The sequence below is a fragment of the Thioclava litoralis genome, assembly GCF_045278885.1.
Classification (GTDB): Bacteria; Pseudomonadota; Alphaproteobacteria; order Rhodobacterales; family Rhodobacteraceae; genus Thioclava; species Thioclava litoralis.
Genome location: NZ_CP135443.1, coordinates 438,411 through 458,421, shown reverse-complemented (window position 1 = coordinate 458,421; position 20,011 = coordinate 438,411). Strand labels below are relative to the sequence as shown.

General features: G+C 60.1%; 21 protein-coding genes and 1 pseudogene. 14 read left to right on the top strand and 8 right to left on the bottom strand.

Annotated elements, in window-relative coordinates:
• The first annotated feature begins 10 nt into the window (after nucleotides 1-10).
• The 3 genes from RPE78_RS02135 (at nucleotide 11) to RPE78_RS02125 (ending at nucleotide 3,396) form a co-directional block, all read left to right on the top strand.
• Nucleotides 11-1,420, top strand: a complete 1,410-nt coding sequence (locus RPE78_RS02135) for a M24 family metallopeptidase (RefSeq protein ID WP_406721102.1) — start codon at nucleotides 11-13, stop codon at nucleotides 1,418-1,420.
• Nucleotides 1,417-2,070, top strand: a complete 654-nt coding sequence (locus RPE78_RS02130; RefSeq protein ID WP_406721101.1) for a flavin reductase family protein — start codon at nucleotides 1,417-1,419, stop codon at nucleotides 2,068-2,070. Before RPE78_RS02135 ends, RPE78_RS02130 begins: the two co-directional genes overlap by 4 nt.
• Nucleotides 2,071-2,337: 267 nt before the next feature.
• Nucleotides 2,338-3,396, top strand: a complete 1,059-nt coding sequence (locus tag RPE78_RS02125) for an IS110 family transposase (RefSeq protein WP_406721100.1) — start codon at nucleotides 2,338-2,340, stop codon at nucleotides 3,394-3,396.
• 413 nt (nucleotides 3,397-3,809) lie between these two features.
• On the opposite strand, the gene RPE78_RS02120 is transcribed toward RPE78_RS02125, so the two are convergent.
• Complete coding sequence (locus RPE78_RS02120) at nucleotides 3,810-4,844, bottom strand: DUF4238 domain-containing protein (RefSeq protein WP_406721099.1); 1,035 nt, start codon at nucleotides 4,842-4,844, stop codon at nucleotides 3,810-3,812.
• Between the two features lie 302 nt (nucleotides 4,845-5,146).
• On the opposite strand from RPE78_RS02120, the pseudogene RPE78_RS02115 reads away from it, so the two are divergent.
• From RPE78_RS02115 to RPE78_RS02085, 7 genes and pseudogenes are all read left to right on the top strand, one after another.
• Nucleotides 5,147-5,794: pseudogene (locus RPE78_RS02115) on the top strand (transposase); the annotation flags it as partial.
• A gap of 436 nt (nucleotides 5,795-6,230) precedes the next feature.
• Nucleotides 6,231-6,989, top strand: coding sequence for a sulfite exporter TauE/SafE family protein (locus tag RPE78_RS02110; RefSeq protein ID WP_406721098.1), 759 nt, complete (start codon nucleotides 6,231-6,233; stop codon nucleotides 6,987-6,989).
• Nucleotides 6,990-7,071: 82 nt separating this feature from the next.
• Complete coding sequence (locus RPE78_RS02105; protein ID WP_339107874.1) at nucleotides 7,072-7,953, top strand: TIGR01459 family HAD-type hydrolase; 882 nt, start codon at nucleotides 7,072-7,074, stop codon at nucleotides 7,951-7,953.
• Nucleotides 7,954-8,177: 224 nt separating this feature from the next.
• Nucleotides 8,178-8,624, top strand: a complete 447-nt coding sequence (locus tag RPE78_RS02100; RefSeq protein ID WP_339109531.1) for a MaoC family dehydratase — start codon at nucleotides 8,178-8,180, stop codon at nucleotides 8,622-8,624.
• Nucleotides 8,625-8,665: 41 nt separating this feature from the next.
• Nucleotides 8,666-9,586 carry a bifunctional riboflavin kinase/FAD synthetase gene (locus RPE78_RS02095; protein ID WP_406721097.1) on the top strand — a complete coding sequence of 307 codons (921 nt, stop codon included), beginning with the start codon at nucleotides 8,666-8,668 and terminating at the stop codon, nucleotides 9,584-9,586.
• 47 nt (nucleotides 9,587-9,633) lie between these two features.
• On the top strand, nucleotides 9,634-10,083 hold the full coding sequence (locus tag RPE78_RS02090; protein ID WP_339107872.1) for a YcgN family cysteine cluster protein: 450 nt from the start codon (nucleotides 9,634-9,636) through the stop codon (nucleotides 10,081-10,083).
• Nucleotides 10,080-11,219: a threonine aldolase family protein gene (locus RPE78_RS02085; RefSeq protein WP_406721096.1), complete on the top strand. Its 1,140-nt coding sequence runs from the start codon at nucleotides 10,080-10,082 to the stop codon at nucleotides 11,217-11,219. The genes RPE78_RS02090 and RPE78_RS02085 overlap by 4 nt, the downstream gene beginning before the upstream one ends.
• On the opposite strand, the gene RPE78_RS02080 is transcribed toward RPE78_RS02085, so the two are convergent.
• Nucleotides 11,166-11,996, bottom strand: a complete 831-nt coding sequence (locus RPE78_RS02080; RefSeq protein ID WP_406721095.1) for a DMT family transporter — start codon at nucleotides 11,994-11,996, stop codon at nucleotides 11,166-11,168. The two genes, RPE78_RS02085 and RPE78_RS02080, sit on opposite strands and share 54 nt — an antisense overlap.
• Before the next feature lie 103 nt (nucleotides 11,997-12,099).
• Nucleotides 12,100-13,119 (bottom strand): ribose-phosphate pyrophosphokinase, encoded by a 1,020-nt coding sequence (locus RPE78_RS02075; protein ID WP_339107868.1) that lies wholly within the window; start codon nucleotides 13,117-13,119, stop codon nucleotides 12,100-12,102.
• Nucleotides 13,120-13,239: 120 nt separating this feature from the next.
• On the opposite strand from RPE78_RS02075, the gene RPE78_RS02070 reads away from it, so the two are divergent.
• Complete coding sequence (locus RPE78_RS02070; protein WP_339107867.1) at nucleotides 13,240-13,839, top strand: 2-hydroxychromene-2-carboxylate isomerase; 600 nt, start codon at nucleotides 13,240-13,242, stop codon at nucleotides 13,837-13,839.
• Complete coding sequence (locus tag RPE78_RS02065; protein ID WP_406721093.1) at nucleotides 13,836-14,642, top strand: alpha/beta fold hydrolase; 807 nt, start codon at nucleotides 13,836-13,838, stop codon at nucleotides 14,640-14,642. Before RPE78_RS02070 ends, RPE78_RS02065 begins: the two co-directional genes overlap by 4 nt.
• Nucleotides 14,643-14,678: 36 nt before the next feature.
• On the opposite strand, the gene RPE78_RS02060 is transcribed toward RPE78_RS02065, so the two are convergent.
• The 3 genes from RPE78_RS02060 to RPE78_RS02050 all read right to left on the bottom strand — a co-directional run bounded on the left by RPE78_RS02060 (nucleotide 14,679) and on the right by RPE78_RS02050 (nucleotide 16,530).
• Nucleotides 14,679-15,746, bottom strand: coding sequence for a 5-(carboxyamino)imidazole ribonucleotide synthase (locus RPE78_RS02060; RefSeq protein ID WP_406721092.1), 1,068 nt, complete (start codon nucleotides 15,744-15,746; stop codon nucleotides 14,679-14,681).
• On the bottom strand, nucleotides 15,743-16,234 hold the full coding sequence (purE, locus tag RPE78_RS02055; protein WP_339107864.1) for a 5-(carboxyamino)imidazole ribonucleotide mutase: 492 nt from the start codon (nucleotides 16,232-16,234) through the stop codon (nucleotides 15,743-15,745). Before purE ends, RPE78_RS02060 begins: the two co-directional genes overlap by 4 nt.
• Nucleotides 16,235-16,311: 77 nt before the next feature.
• On the bottom strand, nucleotides 16,312-16,530 hold the full coding sequence (locus RPE78_RS02050; protein ID WP_339107863.1) for a DUF465 domain-containing protein: 219 nt from the start codon (nucleotides 16,528-16,530) through the stop codon (nucleotides 16,312-16,314).
• Nucleotides 16,531-16,754: 224 nt separating this feature from the next.
• On the opposite strand from RPE78_RS02050, the gene RPE78_RS02045 reads away from it, so the two are divergent.
• Complete coding sequence (locus RPE78_RS02045) at nucleotides 16,755-17,168, top strand: Hsp20 family protein (RefSeq protein WP_339107862.1); 414 nt, start codon at nucleotides 16,755-16,757, stop codon at nucleotides 17,166-17,168.
• Nucleotides 17,169-17,189: 21 nt separating this feature from the next.
• Nucleotides 17,190-17,420, top strand: a complete 231-nt coding sequence (locus RPE78_RS02040) for a DUF1150 family protein (RefSeq protein ID WP_339107861.1) — start codon at nucleotides 17,190-17,192, stop codon at nucleotides 17,418-17,420.
• Nucleotides 17,421-17,567: 147 nt separating this feature from the next.
• Here the strand turns inward: RPE78_RS02040 and RPE78_RS02035 are convergent, their stop codons facing one another.
• Together RPE78_RS02035 and trxB are read right to left on the bottom strand one after the other, a co-directional pair.
• Entirely contained in the window at nucleotides 17,568-18,644 is a 1,077-nt protein-coding gene (locus RPE78_RS02035) for a Hint domain-containing protein (RefSeq protein WP_406721090.1), read from the bottom strand.
• 206 nt (nucleotides 18,645-18,850) lie between these two features.
• Nucleotides 18,851-19,804 (bottom strand): thioredoxin-disulfide reductase, encoded by a 954-nt coding sequence (trxB, locus tag RPE78_RS02030; protein ID WP_339107859.1) that lies wholly within the window; start codon nucleotides 19,802-19,804, stop codon nucleotides 18,851-18,853.
• Nucleotides 19,805-20,011: the final 207 nt, after the last annotated feature.

Below are 20,011 nucleotides of genomic sequence, written 5' to 3'. Positions count from 1 at the left end.
AGGACATCCCATGAACGCGCAAATCCCCCGTGCCATGCCCTCGATCGAGCGGCTCCTTGGCGATTTCGCACCCGATTTCGACTTCACCCCTGCCGCCCCGATCCCTGTCTCCGAATATGCCGAGCGGATGCGCAAGCTCAAACGCGAGGCCGTCTCGGCAGGGCTCGATGCGGTGGTGGTGCATTGCGACAGCGTGGGGTGGTTCCATGCAGCCCATGCCTATCTGCGTTACTTGTGCGACTGGATGCGTGAGGGCGTGCTGATCATTCCGATGGATGAGGACAAAGAGCCGGTGCTTCTCTCCTTCTTCACCCAATCGGTGATCCTGCCACCCGGTGGCGAGCCGGTGGGCGTGGACCGTATCCTGCAGATCGGCGCGGTGGGGCGCGAATATGCCGATATTCCGGGCGATAGCATGGCCAAAACGGTTGCCGCCACGGTGGCCCGCCTGACCGAGATCGGCGCGGGGGCCGTGGGCTTTATCGGCGACAAACGCTCGGCCACGTTCCGCTCGGCGCTGGTGGCCGAGATGCCCAAGGCCAAGGTCTCCGACCAGCATGGCATTCTCGACCGGATGCAGCGCACCCGCACCGAAGCCGAGATCGCCCAGTTTCGTACGGCGGCGCAGCTGATATCGATCGCGACGCAGGCCGCCTATCATGTGGCCCGCGAGGGCGTGTCGGATTACGAGATCTACGCCGCCTTCACCATGGCGCAGATGGCGCGCGGCGGCGAGACGGGCGATGGCTACCAGATCGGCGCGAACCAGTGGGGCACCCATTGCGGCAAGCCCTATGGCCATATCATGCGCAAGGGCGATCTGGCCAATCTCTATGTCTCCAATGTCACCTATCAGGGCTATACCGCCCAGACCGCGCGGATGTTCGCCTTCGGCGATCTGACCGAGCGGCAGGAGCTCGTGCTCGATGCCTGCACGCGCGGCGTGAAGGCCGCCGAAAAGCTCATCCGCCCCGGCACGCTGATCCGCGATCTCAATAACGCGGCCTTCGAGAGCTATATCGAGGCAGGCATGCTTACGGATGCGGAGGCGCGCACCATGCCCTATAACTGGTCCACCGCCCCGGGCGGCGGCCCGCGCGAGATCCCTCGCCAGTATATCCCCGATGCGGATCTGGAGGCACAGGGGCGCAAGCTGATGCATGTCTATCCGGCAACCTTCGGTCCGCATAACCCCAATTTGGGCCATTCGGTCGGCATGGCGGGCGGGCAGAACGCCTTCAATATCTCCTCGCATAACTACGACAAGCTGGAGGAGGGCATGGTGTTTGTCATGCATTGCCAATGGCTCGAGCCGATGTCCGCAGGCGCCAATATCGGCGATATGTATGTCGTAACCAAAGACGGGTTCGAGAACCTCTCGCGCCATACCCCCCTCGAAACGCATAGGATTCCGGCATGAACGAGACCATGAACAGCCGCGCTTTCGACTTTGCGGAACTGAGCCCCAAAGAGCGCTACAAGCTCCTGATCGGCACCGTGATCCCGCGCCCCATCGCGCTGATCACCACCCTCTCCGAGGAGGGTATCCCGAATGCGGGTTCGTTCAGCTTCTTCAACATCCTCACCCATGATCCCGCGATCATGGCCGTGGGGATCGAACACAAGCCCGATGGCAGCCCCAAGGATACGGCCGCCAATATCCTCGCGACCGGCGAGTTTACGGTGCATATTTCCGACCATGCCTTGGTCGACCAGATGGAGATCTGCTCGATCAAATTCCCCGCCGATGTTGACGAGCTGGCGCTTGCGGGGCTTGAAACCGTGGCGGGCGAGAGCGTCAGCTGCCCGCGTATCCTTGCGGCCCCTGCGGCTTTCGAATGCCATTTGACGCAGACCGTGCCCGTCAGCCCCGCGCGGACCATCGTGCTGGGGCAAGTGAAGCGGATGTTCGTGCGCGAAGCTTTGATCGATCCTGATACCCTCTATGTCGACCAGATCGGGATCGATGCCGTGGGCCGCTTGGGCGGGCACCTCTATGCCCGCCAGCTTGACCAGTTCGAGCGGATCACACCGAGCGTCGAGGAATTCATGGCCAAGGATGCCCTATAGATCGTCAATCGGTATCTACGGGTGATGACTTTTGCAGAGAGATCGTTCCAACGGCTCCTGAAGCAACGGCTGGCAGTGCTTTCGTCCTCAATTTGACACGATCTGGACCTTGGCCTGCCGATGATGCTCCACGATGCCCTCTTTGACCGCTTCCGTTCAGCCGCATCGTAAGGAACTTCTGCCTATCGCACGTCTGCTAATGGGATGTACCGGCTGCTTCACCCAGCAGGTTAGGCTGAGCCTATGTCTGTAAGTTGGAGAAGTAGCATGGATAAGAAGACGTTCGATCAGCTGATGTCCATCGGAATCGACATTGGCAAGGACACGTTCCACCTCGTCGGGTTTGACCGAGATGGTCAGTTGGTGTTGCGTAAGCAGATTAAGCGATTGGCACTCGTCACGACATTCGAGAAGCTGCCGCGATGCATCGTCGGCATGGAGGCTTGCCTGAGTGCCCATTTCGTCAGTCGGACCCTACGCCAGCTTGGTTTCGAGCCGCGCATCATCCCCGCGATTTATGTGAAGCCTTTCGTCAAGGGGCAGAAGAACGACTACAATGATGCCGAGGCCATCGCGGAAGCGGCGCTGCGCCCGAACTTACCAATCGTGCCGGAGAAGAGCCAGGACCAGCTCGACCTGCAGGCCCTTCACCGGGTGCGCTCGCGTCTGGTGTCGCGCCGGACCGCGACTATCAACCAGATCCGCGCCTTCCTGATCGAGCAAGGCATCACTGTGCGCAAAGGGCTTCGGGCTTTAAAGAACTCCTTCGAGGCCATCCTCGAGGAACGCAAAGACGAGATATCGCCGCGCATGCGGGCCATCCTGATCGGTCTAAACGGCGACTGGCTCTGGCTGGATGACCGGATCGACGCGGTCTCAAAAGAGATCGAGCAGATCAGCCGCACCGAGGAGAACTGCGTCAACGTCATGACCATTCCTGGTATCGGACCGATGATTTCGACGGCGATGGTTGCCGCGATTGGCACGGGAGAGGCATTCGGGCGTGGACGGGATTTTGCGGCATGGGTCGGCTTGGTTCCCAGACAATACAGCACGGGTGGCCGAACGGTGCTCGGCCGCATTTCCAAACGTGGCAGTCGATACCTGAGGATGCTCTTCGTTCAGGCCGCCAAGGTCATTCTAATGCGGGCCAATCGATGGCCTGACTTCAGCTTTGGCGATTGGTTGATCCGCGCATCGGAGAGGATGAACAGAAACAAGCTGGCCGTGGCGCTGGCCAACAAACTGGCGCGCATGGCCTGGAGTATCCTCAGACACAGAACCGCGTTTGACGCACCGAGAGACGAGGTCACTGCCGGTATTTGAGCGGGGGCGACCCAAAGGAGTTCGCGACAGATCGAAAGCATGGAACGGAACAATTACGCCCCCAGAATCTGACGGCCCTAACGGTCCTTGAGGACCTTTCCGCTAATTAGATCACGGCGCGTGCGTAACCCCAACAAGGCCACGACCCGCGTGTCGATCAACAGGCCGGATACATATGAGCGACTTCCGAGATCATGCCAGAAATCATTTGCGAACAGCAGCCGTTACATACATAGGGCCGAACACGTCGACGGCTTATCGCGGCCCTCGTATCGGGCTGCCGCACCGCCGCATGACCAGTTTGAGCCCGAAGTGTTCGATGCTGCGCATTGCCTAAATGGCAGTTTTGCGAGTGTCCCTAGCCGTAACAACTCGCAGTAGCAAGCAAGTTAAGTTCGAGGATAGGCAAGCTCTCACGAAATAGAAATACGACCACCTGTGAAATTTGGATTTTCCGCTACGAACCGTTTCGCGAGATCAAAATCTGCTTTCTGGCATATGAGGTGCTCCCGGGCCTGACCTATTTGCAATGCGTTCAGGAAGTCCATGTTTTCATTGCTGGCAGACAGAGGAACGCCTTCGGCAGCCCGACTAAGCGTATTTTCGAAATTCGCGCGATATTTCCGAAGTTGGGCGAGTTGCTCCTGCAGCAAAGTCGGGTTTGCGACGTTGACCATTGCTGGTGACAGAATAATAGTAGCCAATTGACGATTGGATTCCACGTTTCTTGCTTTAATATTTTCCAGTATGCTTGGGCACCATGCACACAGTTGTAGATCGGAAGTCAGCGGCATGTAGATTTCAATGCCTTCACACGACAGCCCCATGTTGCTCCGAAGGCCATCCTGAGGCTGATTATTGTGTATCGTGACTGGATTGTCCGACAAATAAAACTGACGCCCTTTTGGGGCTTTGATCAACAGGAAGTCTTTTGCACCAATTATCTGAGCGAACTCACCAGCAGCATCACGCATGAACCTGATGTGCTGCTCGCGCAGAACATCATCGGTAAGCGGTTCATACCCTTCAATGTCCTCTATCGAGACGCCACGCTGATTTAAGCGATCCGCGAGCTGACGTTCCAAATGTGCAAATTGGTCGCGCTGAGAACGAGTGCGTAGAAATTGGAACGCCATGAGCATTGCCAGATGAGCCTTCTGGTCAGGAGTTCCATCGAAACGGCGGTTTTCAACAACGCTTCGATAGGCTGGAAGAAGCATGTCTTCCACCCGGCACACTGATTCTTCGAAACTCGCCAAGTAGTTCTCATCAATGCTAAATTCGTGAAAGCGCCTCTCTGCCATGATGTTTTTAATTGAGGTCGTAAAACCCCTCCCAGAACTCTTAGAAAACACATGAACCTGCTCCTTCTTCGGGTCGACTAAGAAGTTCCGAAGAAGGAATTTGGGGACATAGTGCTGATTCTGTGCGGCTTGGACTTGCGTCATCGTAGTAGCTCGTGAAAATACAGATGATATCCTATCCCAGACGTCATATACGGGCAATGTTGTGCGAAGCGAAAGCAGCCATTGGCGCTACTGCCGCGAAAGTTCACTTTGTCCCGCACTGCCGACCGTCATCCTCCGAAAATGCTGCGCGATGGACGAAAGACTGGTCTGGTGAAGCTGCACCGCAGCGATCGGCCAAGGACTGAACGGCAGGTTTGGGCCGATGCTGTTGAAAAAGTCAATGTTGCGCTGCGGCAAGTCTTTCGATTCACTTGACTATGAGGGGATGGGAGGATTTCGGCATGATGGGCAGGCAAGAAGCACCAGCGCAGCTGTTTTACGACTTCGATCTGGAGCGGCACGTGCCGGCCAACCACATGCTGCGAGAGATCGATCTGTTCCTGAATGGCGACGACCTGCGCGAGACACTACGCCCCTTCTACAGTCACCTTGGCCGGCCCTCGATCAATCCGGAACTGATCATCCGGATGCTGGTGATCGGGTATGTCATGGGGATCCGTTCGGAGCGTCGTCTCTGTGACGAGGTCCATCTGAACTTGGCCTACCGCTGGTTCTGTCGGTTGGGTCTGGAAGGAAAAGTCCCGGACCACTCGACCTTCTCCCGCTATCGCCACGGCAAGCTCAGGGAAAGCGGTCTTCTGCGGCAAGTGTTCGAGGCCACGGTCGAGCGTTGCCTGAAGGAAGACTTGGTCGCCGGAGAGGGTTTTGCGGTCGATGCGAGCCTGATCTCGGCTGATGCCAACAAGATCCGGTCTATCGCAGCGGAAGACTGGAGCCCCGAGGCCGCACGCGAAGCCGGCAACAGGGCTGCACGGGAATATCTGGAGGCACTGGATGACGCTGCTTTTGGCGCGGCATCGCCTGTCCAGCCCAAGTTCGTGGCCAAGTCCGATCCGGCAGCACAATGGACCCGCGCCGAGGAAAGTCGCCCCTATCGACCAACCCCGAACCTCGGTTTTCTGCATGCATATGCTTGAAATCAGCACGCATATGCTTTCAAACTTGGAAGGCCGTATTTTTCATGATGCTCATCAGTGCGTTACAGGCCTGAATTTTATCCAGCCTCAAAAATTCGCATTCATATGCTTAACTGACATTTAGTGTGTGTAATTTGAAGCATATCCTCACCTTATAAAAATAACCGGTTTGCACTCGCAGCTTCACCTTGCTTGCGAACTTCAGATCCTCTGAAGCGCATAAGCGTTAAGTGCGACAAGGTCGTTTTCGGCCCAAAGCGTGTCGGCCTGAACATGAGGGCGGAGATGTGTTCGCGCGGCCTTGCGAGAAATGCGCTGGTTCTTCGGGGGGGATCGTGGGAAGAAGCAGGCGCTCGCCTTTGGGTGGAGTTCGGCCTTGGAGGATGACATGGACCAGACCGTTCTTTTTATCATCGCGGCGCTGATCGTGGGCATGTCGAAAGGCGGTCTGGCATCGGCTGCGGCGATCGCTGTGCCTTTGCTGGCTTTGTTCATGAACCCCGTGACCGCCGCTGCGACGCTTCTGCCGGTCTATATCGTGACTGACTGGATCGGGGTCTGGCTGTTCCGGAAAGAGTTTTCGGGTCGCAACCTGCTGATCTTCACGCCTGCCCTGCTGTTCGGGGTGGGGGTGGCAACCTTTATCACCCCATATACGCCCGAGCCTGTCCTGCTGCTGTTTACCGGAGGCATCGGGCTTTGGTTCTGTTTGCGCGCATGGTGCGGGCGCGGTGGCACAAAGGTCACGCAGCCTGCGCTTTTGCCCGGGCTTTTCTGGGGAACTCTGACAGGGATCGCAAGCTTCATCACCCATTCCGGCTCGCCGCCCGCGCAGGCCTATCTTTTGCCCCAGCGCCTGCCAAAGCTGAAATTTGCGGGTACCATCGCGATTTCCTTCGCGATTGGCAATCTGGCGAAGCTTCCGGCCTATTTTGCGATCGGACAGCTTGACGGGCTGAACTGGGGCCTGATTGCCGCATTGGCCGCCACCGGTATTCTGGGGACGTTTATCGGGCGCTGGCTGACGGTCAAACTGTCGGATACGCATTATGTCTGGGTGATACAGGGGATGCTGTTCCTGCTTTCGGTTATTTTGCTGGCGAAAGGCATAATGACGCTGATCGGCGGTCAGGCCTTGCTTTCGTAACTGTTACAGACATGTCATAGAGCAGCCCTAAGAGAGCCCTGCGCACGTGACGCGCCACAGACTTACTGCCCGAAAGGTTGCTATGACCCGTATCGTCCAATCGCTTGCCGAGATTTCTGCCTCCTATGATGCGCTGTTTTGCGATCTGTGGGGGTGTTTGCATAATGGCGTGACGGCCTATCCTGCGGCTGTCGCAGCCCTGCAGGCGTTTCGTGCCAAAGGCGGACGGGTTGTCTTGCTGACCAATGCGCCGCGTCCGGCGGAATTCGTGAAAGAACGCTTTGCCAGGATGGCGATCCCCGACGATGCGTGGGATCTGATTGTCAGCTCGGGGGATGCCGCGCAGGATGCGATGTTTGCCGGTGCCGTAGGGCGCAAGATCTGGCATCTGGGGCCGGAGAAAGACAACGGGTTCTTCACGTCCATTCCCGCCGAATGGGAAGGCCGTGCCAAGATCGAACGCGTGTCTTTCGAAGAAGCCGAGGGCATTGTGTGTACGGGGCCTTTCGACGAAGAGACCGAAACCCCCGAGGATTACCGCGCGACGTTTCTGGCCGCCAAGACCCGCGGGCTGAAGATGCTTTGCGCCAATCCCGATCTGGTGGTGGATATGGGCGACAAGCGGATTTACTGCGCGGGTGCGCTGGCCGAGCTTTATGAGGACATGGGGGGCGATGCGATCTATTGCGGCAAGCCCCATCCGCCGATCTACGATCTGGCCCGCCGCAAGCTGAGCGCGTCCTTCGGTCTGCCGGAGGATGGCCGCATTCTGGCAATCGGGGACGGGATCCTGACCGATGTCGCGGGGGCGGCGGGTGAGGGGCTTGATTGCCTTTTCGTGACCGGTGGTCTGGCCGCCGAGGCTTTCGGGCCGGATGTGGAGGCCCCCGATTCCGACAAGCTGGAGCCGTGGCTGGATGACCAGCAGCAGGCACCGCTTTATGCGATTGGAAGACTTCGCTAACCAGTTGAATCGAATTTTAGTGATTTGAGCGCCCCTTGGAACGTAGTGTTTCAGGGGGCGTTTTGCTATGCGGAGTTCGGATTGAAACAATCTTTCGCACAAGAATATTATCATTTGGTAGTAGTTGGTAATATATTATTGCTATTGCGATTGATATTGACGCGGGGATGCGCTATGCTGCGATGCAACATAACCAGTTTGGAAAGGCCACGCGGATGACGCTGATGAAGGAAATCGAAGGCTCCACGATCTTCATCGAAGATCTTCAGGAAGGCATGTCGCGCCAGCTGGTGAAGACGGTGACTGACCGTGACATCGAGCTTTTTGCCGAAGTCTCGACGGACCGGAACCCTGTGCATGTCGATGACGATTACGCCCGTACCACGATGTTCAAGGGCCGGATCGCCCACGGCATCCTGTCCGCTGGTCTGATTTCGGCCGTGATTGGCGAACAGCTTCCGGGGCATGGTGCGATCTATCTTAAACAATCGCTGACTTTCATGGCGCCGGTGCGTCCGGGGGATGAAGTTTGTGCAACTGTCCGCGTGGCGGCGATTGATCGGGTTAAGCGGCGTGTCACACTTGCAACCCAATGCACGGTGGGCGATACGGTTGTTCTGAAGGGCGAGGCCGTGGTGCTGGCTCCGTCGCGGGATATCTCGCGCGGCTGAGGCAGACCCGTTCTCGCGGGAATGCGGGAACGGACGGCTTTATGCGAGTTTACGACCACTGGCAGATTCCTCCGGAGGCGCGCGGCGCCTCCATTGCCATGGGCAATTTCGATGGTGTGCATCTGGGGCACCGCTCTGTGATCGATCTGGCGCGTCGTGACGGCGTGCCTTTGGGGGTTGTGACGTTCGAACCCCACCCGCGCGAGTTTTTCCGCCCCGAAGATCCGCCTTTCCGTCTGATGAATGCCGAAGCCCGCCGCAACCGGCTGGAAAAGCTGGGCGTCGACAGTCTTTATGCGCTTCCGTTCGATGCGCTGCTGGCGTCGATGGAGCCGGAACCCTTTGCCCGCGATGTGCTGGCAGAGGGGCTTGGCGTGTCCAATGTGACGGTCGGGCGCGATTTCCGCTTTGGCCGCAAGCGGGCAGGCGGGGTAGAGGAGCTGGCGCTCTTTGGCCAGAGATTCGGGTTTGACGTGACTGTGGCGCCGCTTCTGGAAGTGGAGGGGGTGCATGTGTCCTCCACCGCGATCCGCAATGCGCTGTCCGAGGGCCAGCCGGAACTTGCAGCCGCCATGCTGGGCCACCTGCACCGGATCGAAGGGGCGGTCATTCATGGCGAGAAACGCGGGCGCGAGTTGGGCTTTCCCACGGCCAATATGTCGGTGGACGGGCTGCATCTGCCGAAACTCGGCGTCTATGCGGTGAAGGTCGATGTGATGACCGGTCCGCAGAAGGGCAGCTATATGGGCGCGGCCAGCCTTGGGGTGCGACCGATGTTCGGGGTCAATACGCCCAATCTTGAAACCTATCTGCTGGATTTCAAGGGCGATCTTTACGGCCAGCATCTATCGATCGCGCTGGTCGAGTATTTGCGCCCCGAACTGGCCTTTACCGGCATCCCCGACCTGATCACGCAGATGGATCGTGATGTCGAACGCACCCGCGAGATCTTGACCGCCTGAGCCAAGAGACGCATTGCCTTTCCCAGCCAAATGATGAGTCTCCTTCTATGTCCAAGCTACGCAAGAAATTCTGGGAACTGCCGCTCGGGGATCTGAATGCCTCGGAATGGGAGGCGCTGTGCGACGGGTGCGGCAAGTGCTGCCTCAACAAGCTGGAATTCGTTGATACCAACGAAGTCGAGTTTACCCGCGTTGCCTGCCGTCTGCTGGATGGGCAGACCTGCCGCTGTGCGCAATACGAGATCCGGCACCATTTCGTGCCCGAATGCGTGCGTCTGACACCGGAGTCGATCGAGCAGATCGCCTACTGGATGCCACGCACCTGCGCCTATCGGTTGCGGTTTGAAGACAAGCCGCTGGAAAGCTGGCACTATCTTCTTTCCGGATCGAAAGAGACGGTGCATGAGGCGGGCCAGTCCGTGCGTGGCTGGACCGTGCCGGAATACGAGGTGCCGGAAGAAGACTGGGAAGATTATGTGATCGAGGATCTTTCATGAATTTCGGCTCCGACAACACTTCGGCGGTGGCTCCTCGCATTATGGAGGCCATTCAGGCCGCCAATGAAGGCCATGCGCGCCCCTATGGCGGCGATGCCCTGACGCCGGTTGTCGAAGCCCGTATCCGCGATATTTTCGAGGCCCCAGAGGCGCGTGTTTTTCTGGTGACCTCCGGCACGGCGGCCAATGCCCTGTCCTGCGCGCTTCTGACCCGACCGTGGGAGGCGATTTTCTGCCATCGCAACGCCCATATCGAGGAAGACGAATGCGGCGCGCCGGAATTTTTCACCGATGGGGCCAAGCTGGTTCTGGTGGAGGGCGAGGATGCCAAGATGGAACCGCAGGCGCTTCGGGACAAGATCCGCCATACGGGGGCGGCAATCCATAATATCAAGCGCGGTATGGTCTCGATCACCAATGCGACCGAATTCGGCACTGTTTACACGGTGGACGAGGTCAAGGCGCTGTGTGATGTGGCCCGCGAATTCGATCTGCCGGTGCATATGGATGGGGCGCGCTTTGCCAATGCGGTGGTGCGTCTGGGCTGTAGCCCTGCCGATCTGACATGGAAGGCGGGGGTGGATGTGCTCTCGTTCGGTGGCACCAAGAACGGCTGTATGGGGGTCGAGGCGGTGGTGGTTTTCGACCCCGCCCGGGCGCAGGAATTCGAGATCCGGCGCAAGCGTTCGGGGCAGTTGATGTCCAAACACCGCTATCTGGCGGCGCAGATGATGGCCTATCTTTACGGCGATCTGTGGCTGTTGCTGGCACGTCAGGCCAACGCGATGGCGCGCAAGCTGGCGGATGGTCTGGCAAGCCTGCCCGAGGTGCGGATGCTGCATCCCACGCAGGCCAATGCGGTTTTTGTGGCCATGCCGCGCCATTTGCACCAGAAGCTCCACGATCACGGTGCCTATTACTATTTCTGGCCCTTCGATCAGGATCTGGAAGGCGATGCGGAAGAGGTGCTTTCGGCGCGGCTGGTATGTTCGTGGTCGACCACGACGCCCGAGATCGAGACCTTTCTGGGGCTTCTGGACTGGGTTGCGCCTGCCAGATCGCTGCCCGAAGCGCCGCGCAGCCTAGCGCCGCAGGAGGCCGAGCCCGATCCCGCCCAGCACGAGGGCTCCCGCTAGCCAGAAGCGTGGGCCGGGCAGTTCGGCCAGAAACACCGCGCCTCCCAATGCGGCGATCAGCGGCACGCTCAACTGTGCGAGAGCCGCCTGCGTCGCGGGGATCTGCGGCAGCACCCGATACCACAGCGCATAGCCTAAGCCCGATGTTATCGCCCCCGACGCCAGTGTGGCCCAAAGCCCGTAGGAGGCCCCCGCCATCGGGCCGCCGGCCCCGAGCCACCAGAGCAGCGCAAGAGGCGTGGCAAGGGCGAAGTTGAACGCCGTGGCCGTCAGCGCATCGCGTGCCTTTGCCCCGTTCAGCGAATACAGCCCCCAGCCCATGCCTGCCGCCATCATCCATGCCAGTCCGGTCATGTCGATACGCAGATCTCCTTGCGGCCACAGCAAAACCGCCAGCCCCGCGAGCGCCATGCCTGCCCCCAGCCAGCGTAGCGGGGGGATGTGTGTCTTGCGGAAGACCGCGGTCCCGAACATGGTGATCTGCACGGTGCCGAACAGCGTCAGCGCGCCCACACCGGCATCCAGCCGTCCGGAGGCGCGTGAAAAGCCCCAGATATACAGAAACAGGGTCGCCACACCCAAAGCCAGCATGGCAGGCGGGGGCGGATGGCGCAGGCGCATCCCGCTGAGCAGGCACAGCACCACCGCCCCCGCCCCAAGCCGTAGCACCCCGACAAGCGCCGGATCCCAGCCCGCCCCGAACACGGCCATCCGGTTCAGCACCGAATTGGCCGCAAAAGCGATCATTACAAGGCAGGTGGTCAGAAACAGGCGCATCCCGTCACTCTGCCGGTCCTAAGCCAGCTTGGCAAATGCGACTTTCGGGCAATGAAAAAGCCCGGCACTTTGGCCGGGCTTTCGGATCGTATCGGAGGCGGTCTTACGACTGGCTATACATGCCTTCGTAGATCGGCTTGATGGTTTCGGTTTCAAACAGCGACGAGACCGAGGTGCCCGACCATGTGTTCAGGATGGCTTGGGCAAACATCGGCGCGGTCGGCACGATGCGGATATTGGGGCATTTCTTCACCGCTTCGGTCGCTTGGATCGAGTCGGTGATCACCAGCGATTTCATGACCGATTTCGACACGCGCTCGACAGCGGGGCCCGACAGGACACCGTGGGTGATATAGGCATGAACCTCGACAGCGCCCGCTTCCATCAGCACTTCGGCGGCTTTGCACAGCGTGCCTGCGGTATCGCAGATGTCATCGACGATGATACATTTCTTGCCGGTCACATCCCCGATCACGGTCATGCCGGCCACTTCGCCCGCTTTCTCGCGGCGTTTGTCGACGATGGCCAGCGGCGCACCGATGCGCTTGGCGATCTCGCGGGCACGGGCCACACCGCCGACATCGGGGGAGATGACCATGACATCATCCATATCGCCTTTGAAGTGGTGCATGATATCGAGCGAGAAGACCGGCGAGGCATAGAGGTTATCCACCGGAATATCGAAGAAGCCCTGAATCTGGGTCGCATGCAGATCCAGCGTCAGGATACGGTTCACGCCGGCTTCGGTCAGCAGGTTCGCCACCAGCTTGGCCGAGATCGGGGTGCGGGCCTTGGTGCGGCGGTCCTGGCGGGCATAGCCGAAATAGGGGATCACGGCGGTGATACGATCCGCCGAGGAGCGTTTGAGCGCATCGGCCATGATCAGCAGTTCCATCAGGTTGTCATTGGCCGGATTGGAGGTGGGCTGGATGACATACATGTCTTCGCCACGAACGTTCTCGTAGACTTCGACGAAGATTTCCTGATCGTTGAACCGCTCGACGCGGGCATCGACGAGGCCCACGGACATTCCGCGATGCATCGACATCCGGCGGGCAATGGCTTCGGCCAACGGGCGGTTGGCATTGCCGGCGATCAGTTTGGGTTCAGTCATGGCGGACATGGGCTTTGGCTCCGGGCAGCGCCGCAAGGGAAGGTCGCGGCAGAGATTCGCTTACATTGCGCCTGCCTTAGCACCGAGGTAGCGTCTGGGCAAATCCAAGGGTGCAAGGGAGACATGCGAATGTCACATATTGATTACTACTTCTCGGTTTTTTCGCCTTATACCTATTTCGCGGGGCTGCGTCTTGAAGAGATTGCAACCCGTCACGGGGCGCAAGTGACCTATCGGCCGCTGGACCTGATGGCGCTGTTCGATCGCACGGGGGGCACCCGTCCGGCGGACCGCCATCCGTCGCGGATGCAATATCGCAATCAGGAGGTCACGCGCTGGTCGCAGAAACTGGGGCTGCCGATGCCCAATATATCGGTGCCCGTGCCCAATGCCGCCCCCGCCTCTTATGCGATCATCGCGGCCCAGAAGGCCGGTGGCGGCGATCTGGGGGGGCTGGTCCATGCCATTGCCCGCGCCCGTTGGGCCGAAGGGCGCGACATCGCCGAGGAAGGGCTGATCCGCGCGGCGCTGGAGGCCAATGGTTTTGACGGCAATCTGGTGACGACGGGGTTGTTTGACGGGGCGATTGCCTACGAGAAAAACCTTGAAGACGCGGTGGCCGCAGGGGTCTTCGGCTCGCCCTTCTATATCGTGACCGACACCGACCAGCGCTTCTTCGGGCAGGACCGGCTGGCGTTTCTCGACAGCTATCTGGGGACATGTGCATGATCGATGACCGCAGGGGCGTCCAGATCGCCTCGGAATTGCTCGGGGGCGGCGAACGCCCGGCTTTGGCGATCCATTGCATGCTGGGCAATGCCCGCGCATGGGAGCCGTCCTTCGCGCTGCTGGAAGACCGGATGACCGCGCGGGTCTTCGACCTGCCGGGGCACGGGCGGTCGGGCGAATGGGCCGTAGAAGAGGCCGCCGGTGCCTTCGAGAGGCTGGTGACACAGATTGCGGCCAGTTTCATCGACCGCCCGCTTGATCTGATCGGGCATAGCTTCGGCTCCAGCGTGGCGCTGCGGCTGGCGGTTGCGGCCCCCGAGGCCATCCGCAGCCTGACGCTGATCGAGCCCATTCTTTTTGCCGCCATCGAAGGCACGCCGGAATATGATGCGGTGGCCAAGGACCAGAAACATCTGATGCAGCTTCTGGCTGCAGGAAAGCGCGAAGAGGCGGCACGGGCCTTTCTGGCGCAATGGGGCAGCGGTGTGCCTTGGGAGGCTTTGCCAGAGCATCAACGCGCGCGTTTCATGGAGCAGATGCCCATTCTGGCCAATACGACCACAGCAAATTTCGCCGACCCCGGGCAGATCCTGCGGGCGGACGGGATCGAGGCGATTGACGCGCCGGTCCTGCTGGTTCACGGCGACCAGACCCACCCTTCGGTGCCGCTGGTCTGTGCCGAACTGGCGGTGCGGATGCAGAATGTCGGGACGGCGACGGTGCCGGGGGCAGGGCATATGCTGCCGCTGACGCATTTTGAAAGTCTGGCCGATCTGATCGGCGTCAATCTCGACCGCTCCTGAAGCGGACGCCGCGCTGATCGGGCGCGGCGTTCACTCTCATATCAGCCTGTTTACATGGCCCATCTTGCGGCCCGGCTTGGCCTCGGCCTTGCCGTAAAGATGGATCTGCGTGCGCGGGGTCTTGGCAAATTCTGGCACGCGCAGCACATCATCGCCGATCAGGTTGAGCATCTCGACATCGGCATAGCGCGCGCCATCGCCCAAGGGCCAGCCCGCGATCGCGCGGATATGTTGCTCGAACTGGTCGACGGCACAGCCCGCCTGCGTCCAGTGGCCCGAATTATGCACACGCGGCGCGATCTCGTTGACGATCAGCCCCCCCTTGGTGACGAAAAGCTCGACCCCCATCACGCCGACATAGTCCAGCGCATTCAGGATCTTTGCCGCCATCAGAACGGCATCCATGCGCAGGCTGTCAGGGATTTGCGCCGGCACGGTGGTGGTGTGCAGAATGCCGTTCTTATGAACATTCTGACCGGGGTCGAAACAGGCGACCTCACCGGTGGTGCCACGCGCGGCAATCACCGAAATCTCCATCGAGAAGTCGATGAACCCTTCCAGAACCGCCTCGGCCCCTGCCATCGCGGCCAGCGCCTCGGGGGCATCTTCGGGCGCCATGATCCGCGCCTGACCCTTTCCGTCATAGCCCAGACGGGTGGTTTTCAGGATTGCGGGCGTGCCGATCTCGGCAATCGCCGCGTCGAGGCTGGCCGTATCGGTGACCTTGGCCCACGGCGCGGTCTTCAGCCCGATCTCACCCAAGAAGCTCTTCTCGATAATCCGGTCCTGCGAGGTCGCCAGGGCGCGCCGGTTGGGATGCAGCGGGCGGATGGCCTCGAGGATATCCAGCGCCGAGGTGGGGATGTTCTCGAACTCATAGGTGATCACGTCCACCGAGCGGGCGAAGGCGCGCAGGGCCTCGGCATCCTCATAGGACGCTGTGGTCACCTGATGTGCCACATCGGCTGCGGGCGGATTGGCGCCGGGTTCGAAGATATGGGTCTTGAAGCCCAGACGCGAGGCCGCAACCGAGAGCATGCGTCCCAGTTGTCCGCCGCCCAGAATGCCGATCATGGCTCCGGGTTGCAACGAGATGTCGGTCATGGATGAACGTCCTGCGGCTCGTCAGGGATCGAGTCGGACAGGGTCGTGCGCCATGTGTCCAGCCGCTCGGCCAGCGCCGCGTCCTGAAGCGCCAGAATGCCCGCTGCCAGAAGGGCCGCATTGGGCGCACCGGCAGAACCGATCGCCATTGTGGCCACAGGGTAGCCTTTGGGCATCTGGAGGATAGAATAGAGGCTATCGACCCCCGAAAGCGCCTTTGTCTGCACCGGTACACCGATCACGGGCACACGGGTCTTGGAGGCCATCATGCCGGGCAGGTGGGCCGCGCCGCCTGCACCTGCGATGATCACTTGCAGCCCGCGCTCGACAGCGGTCTTGCCATAGGTCCACAGGCGATCGGGTGTTCTATGTGCCGAAACGATCTTCGTCTCGTAGCTGACCCCGAGATCGTCAAGGATCTGTGCTGCGCCCTTCATGGTCGGCCAATCGGACTGGCTCCCCATGATGATTCCGACTTTTACGCCCAATGGTACCTCCTGAAACTTTGAAAGCGCACTATAGGCGCGCAGCCGTTCTGAGCAAGACCAAAGGGGGGATTCGGGGCTTAGGCGAGGATGTCGGGGATCAGTTTGTCTTCGATACGGGCGATCTCGTCTTTCAGTTGCAGCTTCTGCCGCTTCATGCGCGACAGACGCAACTGGTCGCAATGGGCCACAGCCTGAAGGGCTGCAATGGCTTCATCAAGATCGCGATGTTCCTGACGTAGCACCGCAAGTTTGACCCGCAGGACTTCTTCGTGTTCCATTTCGACATGCGCATTCATGATGGCGTTCCGTAGATTGCTGTATGGCGCCGGCCTCAAAGGGTGACTCGGCAGGTGTTCATTTTTATTAATACACGATTTTTTGGAATTTCGGAAGAAAATCGACGTTAATCCTTCTCTGGCAGGGTCTTGCGGTATGCGCTGCGGCTGACCATATTCATAGGGAAGGGCCGCCGGTGCATGGGGCCCGTTCGCTGCACGTCGCTTTGAAAAGGGCTTGCCTGATGACGAAACTAGGCTTTGGGTCGCATCCGTATCTGCTGGGCTTTGACCAGCTGGAACGATTGGTGGAACGGACGGCCAAAACAGGGTCGGATGCTTATCCGCCCTATAATATCGAACAGTCGGGGCCGGATTGCTACCGGATCACTCTGGCGGTGGCGGGATTTGCCGAAGAGGATCTGTCGATCACGATGGAGGATCGCGCGCTTGTGATCCGTGGTCGGCAGGGTGAAGACGGTGCGGACCGCGTTTATCTTTACCGTGGAATCGCTGCACGCGCCTTCCAGCGCAGCTTCGTGCTGGCGGATGGGGTCGATGTGGCGGGCGCGTCGATGGAAAACGGGCTCTTGCATGTCGATCTGCGGCGGGTGGTGCCCGATCCCGTCGTGCAGACGATCCCGATCTCGAAAAAATAACATCAGGCAGGAGGACTTGCGATGCATACGAAATTCGACTTTGCGCCCGAAGGCCAAACGGACCGGATTGCCTATATCCGTGCGGTGGATGCGGGCGATCTGCCCGAAGAGGTGAAAGCCCAGCTGGGCGATGTCAAACAGCTTTACGCGCTGCATTCTTCTGACGGCGAGCGGCTGGCCTTGGTCCGTGACCGCGAAATGGCCTTTATCCTTGCGCGGCAGAACGACCTTGCGCCTGTGACGGTGCATTGATCGCAAGGGCCGTCGGCAGAAGACAAATCCGGCCTCTGGAGGCGGGAGGCTGACTGATATCGGGGTGCCGCATAGGCGCCCCGTTTTATTTCGGTGTGAGGCGTGTCCGGCGGCTGGTCCCAAAGGGGGGCATGACCCGCCGGACCCTCAGGCCACGCCTTTTTCCAGGCCCCGCGATTGGTTATGTGGCAGCAGCGCCGGACCCAGTTCGCGGCAAACTCTGCCGGAGAGGGCCGGATAGGCCAGCGGGCCGTAATCTGCGGGTAGGCGGGAAAGCTGGGGCAGCGATTGCCGGATCAGCTTCTGGCAGGCGGGGCCGAGCATCGCCCATGCCTCGGTGCCGGGATAGAGGGTTTCGGCCCATGCGCCTTCGGCCATGATGACCTGATGATGCTCGGTCAGGATGTGCCAGTATCGCAGCCGCGGATAGGCGACGGGCTGGATACCGGACCTGAGCCCGACAAGGTGATGCGCCGCAGCCAGACCCTGCCTGTATCCCGTAAGGTCTTCTAAGGCGGGATGGCTGACCAGCACCCGATGGTGGGCCGAAACAAGCAGCGCCCGCGTGTTGCCCAATATGCCTTTCGCAAAGCGGATAGGCGCGGCGCGCCCGAGGGCCGCGACCTCGCGGCAACCGATCCAGAGAATACGGGCGGGCGGACCGTGAGGGGTGATCAGCCTGTCGCGCGGGGTCAGGTTTTGCACGGGGCGGGGGCCATCGACTGTCATGATGCGGGTGTCCTGCGCAAAGCAGACGAAGGGGGCATCGACATGGGCGATGGTCACGCCATCATATTCGACCCCGTCCCATGTGCCCAATGTGATGGACTGGACATTGCTGTAATGCACCCCCGCCGGAATGGAGCTGTCCATCAGGCGGGCGCCCCATGTGCCATCGGTGAACAGCGTGACCTCGATCTCCAGTCCGCTATAGGTGACCCCGTTCACCACCATCGTCGAGTTGGTATAAAGCGCGATTTCCTGCGGATAGAGGTTGAGCGAGGGGCCCGAGATATATTCGGCGGGATCGGGGCTATGCACGTCATCGGTGTCATAGTCCCAGATAATTCCGTCGTTATTGGTGTCATGTAGCGTGATTTCGGTATAGCCCGCCGGATCGACCGAGCGGCCATTTCCGTTGGCATTGAGGTTGTCTTGCGAGGCTGCGGAATAGCCCGGCCATGTGCTGGAGGAATACCATCCCCAAGAAGATGTATCTGCCATAGGTTACAATCTATGCTTCGAAATCCCGTTCTTCGGGAGATTGGCAAACAAAGCTTAAATTGCGGTGAAATGCGCCGGAGGCCGCAGGCCATAGGGGGCGGCAGAACGGAGCGGGCCTGAACAGGGCAGGGGAAACCGGAAGGCAAAAAACCGCCCCGAGGGGGGGCGGCTTTCCAGAGGTTTGTCAGGTTCCGTGTGTGACAGGGTTATTCGGCCAGACCCTGCTCGGCCAGCCAGCGTTCGGCATCCAGCGCGGCCATGCAGCCCATGCCTGCCGAGGTGACCGCCTGACGGTAGGTGTGATCGGTCAGATCGCCTGCGGCAAAGACGCCCTCGATCGAGGTGCGGGTCGAACCCGGCTCGACCCAGACATAGCCGCCCTCCTGCAGTTTGAGCTGGTCCTTCACCAGTTCCGAAGCGGGCGCATGGCCGATGGCCACGAAGAAGCCGTCACAGGGGATTTCGCGCTCGGCGCCATCGGCGGTGGATTTCACCCGCACGCCGGTCACGCCCAGGGGCGCCTCGGTGCCAAGAACTTCTTCAACGGTGTGGTTCCAGACCACCTCGACCTTGGGGTTCTTGAACAGGCGTTCTTGCAGGATCTTCTCGGCGCGGAAGCTGTCGCGGCGGTGGATCACGGTGACCTTGGAGGCGAAATTGGTCAGGAAGAGGGCCTCTTCCACCGCCGTATTGCCGCCGCCGATCACCACGACCTCCTTGCCGCGATAGAAGAACCCGTCGCAGGTGGCGCAGGCCGAGACGCCGAAGCCCTGGAACTTGTCTTCCGAGGGCAGGCCCAGCCATTTCGCCTGAGCGCCGGTGGCCAGCACGACCGCATCGGCCACATAGGTGGTGCCCGAGTCGCCTTGCGCGGTGAAGGGGCGTGCGCCCAGATCGAGCGAGGTGATGTAATCGCCGATGATCTCGGTGCCCATCGCGCGGGCATGCTCTTCCATCTGCACCATCAGGTCGGGGCCTTGCACCTCGGTATGGCCGGGCCAGTTCTCGACCTCGGTGGTGATGGTCAGCTGGCCGCCCGGTTGCAGGCCCTGCACCAGAACGGGCTGGAGCATGGCGCGCGAGGCATAGACGCCTGCGGTATAGCCAGCGGGGCCGGAGCCGATGATGAGCAGTTTTGTTTTCTTGGTCGTCTCGGACATGCCGGTCTCCTGAGATTCCTGTCTTGCAGCGCATTTGATGCGGATATAGACACCGCAACCTGCGACGAAAACCCCCCGCCGAGCTCGACGGAAGGATTGATGCGATTGTGCCGCGCGGCGGATCGGGTCCGCCTTTGCGAAATCAGGGTGCGATTGCGCTTGCAGATAAAGATGTGAAATATTATTGCGCAACTGCGATATTTTCGA

Excerpts from the sequence above, each read along its gene's own strand:
- RPE78_RS02135 (WP_406721102.1), top strand. The coding sequence starts at position 11 with ATGAACGCGCAAATCCCCCGTGCCATGCCCTCGATCGAGCGGCTCCTT.
- RPE78_RS02130 (WP_406721101.1), top strand. The coding sequence starts at position 1,417 with ATGAACGAGACCATGAACAGCCGCGCTTTCGACTTTGCGGAACTGAGC.
- RPE78_RS02125 (WP_406721100.1), top strand. The coding sequence starts at position 2,338 with ATGGATAAGAAGACGTTCGATCAGCTGATGTCCATCGGAATCGACATT.
- RPE78_RS02120 (WP_406721099.1), bottom strand. The coding sequence starts at position 4,844 with ATGACGCAAGTCCAAGCCGCACAGAATCAGCACTATGTCCCCAAATTC.
- RPE78_RS02110 (WP_406721098.1), top strand. The coding sequence starts at position 6,231 with ATGGACCAGACCGTTCTTTTTATCATCGCGGCGCTGATCGTGGGCATG.
- RPE78_RS02105 (WP_339107874.1), top strand. The coding sequence starts at position 7,072 with ATGACCCGTATCGTCCAATCGCTTGCCGAGATTTCTGCCTCCTATGAT.
- RPE78_RS02100 (WP_339109531.1), top strand. The coding sequence starts at position 8,178 with ATGAAGGAAATCGAAGGCTCCACGATCTTCATCGAAGATCTTCAGGAA.
- RPE78_RS02095 (WP_406721097.1), top strand. The coding sequence starts at position 8,666 with ATGCGAGTTTACGACCACTGGCAGATTCCTCCGGAGGCGCGCGGCGCC.
- RPE78_RS02090 (WP_339107872.1), top strand. The coding sequence starts at position 9,634 with ATGTCCAAGCTACGCAAGAAATTCTGGGAACTGCCGCTCGGGGATCTG.
- RPE78_RS02085 (WP_406721096.1), top strand. The coding sequence starts at position 10,080 with ATGAATTTCGGCTCCGACAACACTTCGGCGGTGGCTCCTCGCATTATG.
- RPE78_RS02080 (WP_406721095.1), bottom strand. The coding sequence starts at position 11,996 with ATGCGCCTGTTTCTGACCACCTGCCTTGTAATGATCGCTTTTGCGGCC.
- RPE78_RS02075 (WP_339107868.1), bottom strand. The coding sequence starts at position 13,119 with ATGTCCGCCATGACTGAACCCAAACTGATCGCCGGCAATGCCAACCGC.
- RPE78_RS02070 (WP_339107867.1), top strand. The coding sequence starts at position 13,240 with ATGTCACATATTGATTACTACTTCTCGGTTTTTTCGCCTTATACCTAT.
- RPE78_RS02065 (WP_406721093.1), top strand. The coding sequence starts at position 13,836 with ATGATCGATGACCGCAGGGGCGTCCAGATCGCCTCGGAATTGCTCGGG.
- RPE78_RS02060 (WP_406721092.1), bottom strand. The coding sequence starts at position 15,746 with ATGACCGACATCTCGTTGCAACCCGGAGCCATGATCGGCATTCTGGGC.
- RPE78_RS02050 (WP_339107863.1), bottom strand. The coding sequence starts at position 16,530 with ATGAATGCGCATGTCGAAATGGAACACGAAGAAGTCCTGCGGGTCAAA.
- RPE78_RS02045 (WP_339107862.1), top strand. The coding sequence starts at position 16,755 with ATGACGAAACTAGGCTTTGGGTCGCATCCGTATCTGCTGGGCTTTGAC.
- RPE78_RS02040 (WP_339107861.1), top strand. The coding sequence starts at position 17,190 with ATGCATACGAAATTCGACTTTGCGCCCGAAGGCCAAACGGACCGGATT.
- RPE78_RS02035 (WP_406721090.1), bottom strand. The coding sequence starts at position 18,644 with ATGGCAGATACATCTTCTTGGGGATGGTATTCCTCCAGCACATGGCCG.
- trxB (WP_339107859.1), bottom strand. The coding sequence starts at position 19,804 with ATGTCCGAGACGACCAAGAAAACAAAACTGCTCATCATCGGCTCCGGC.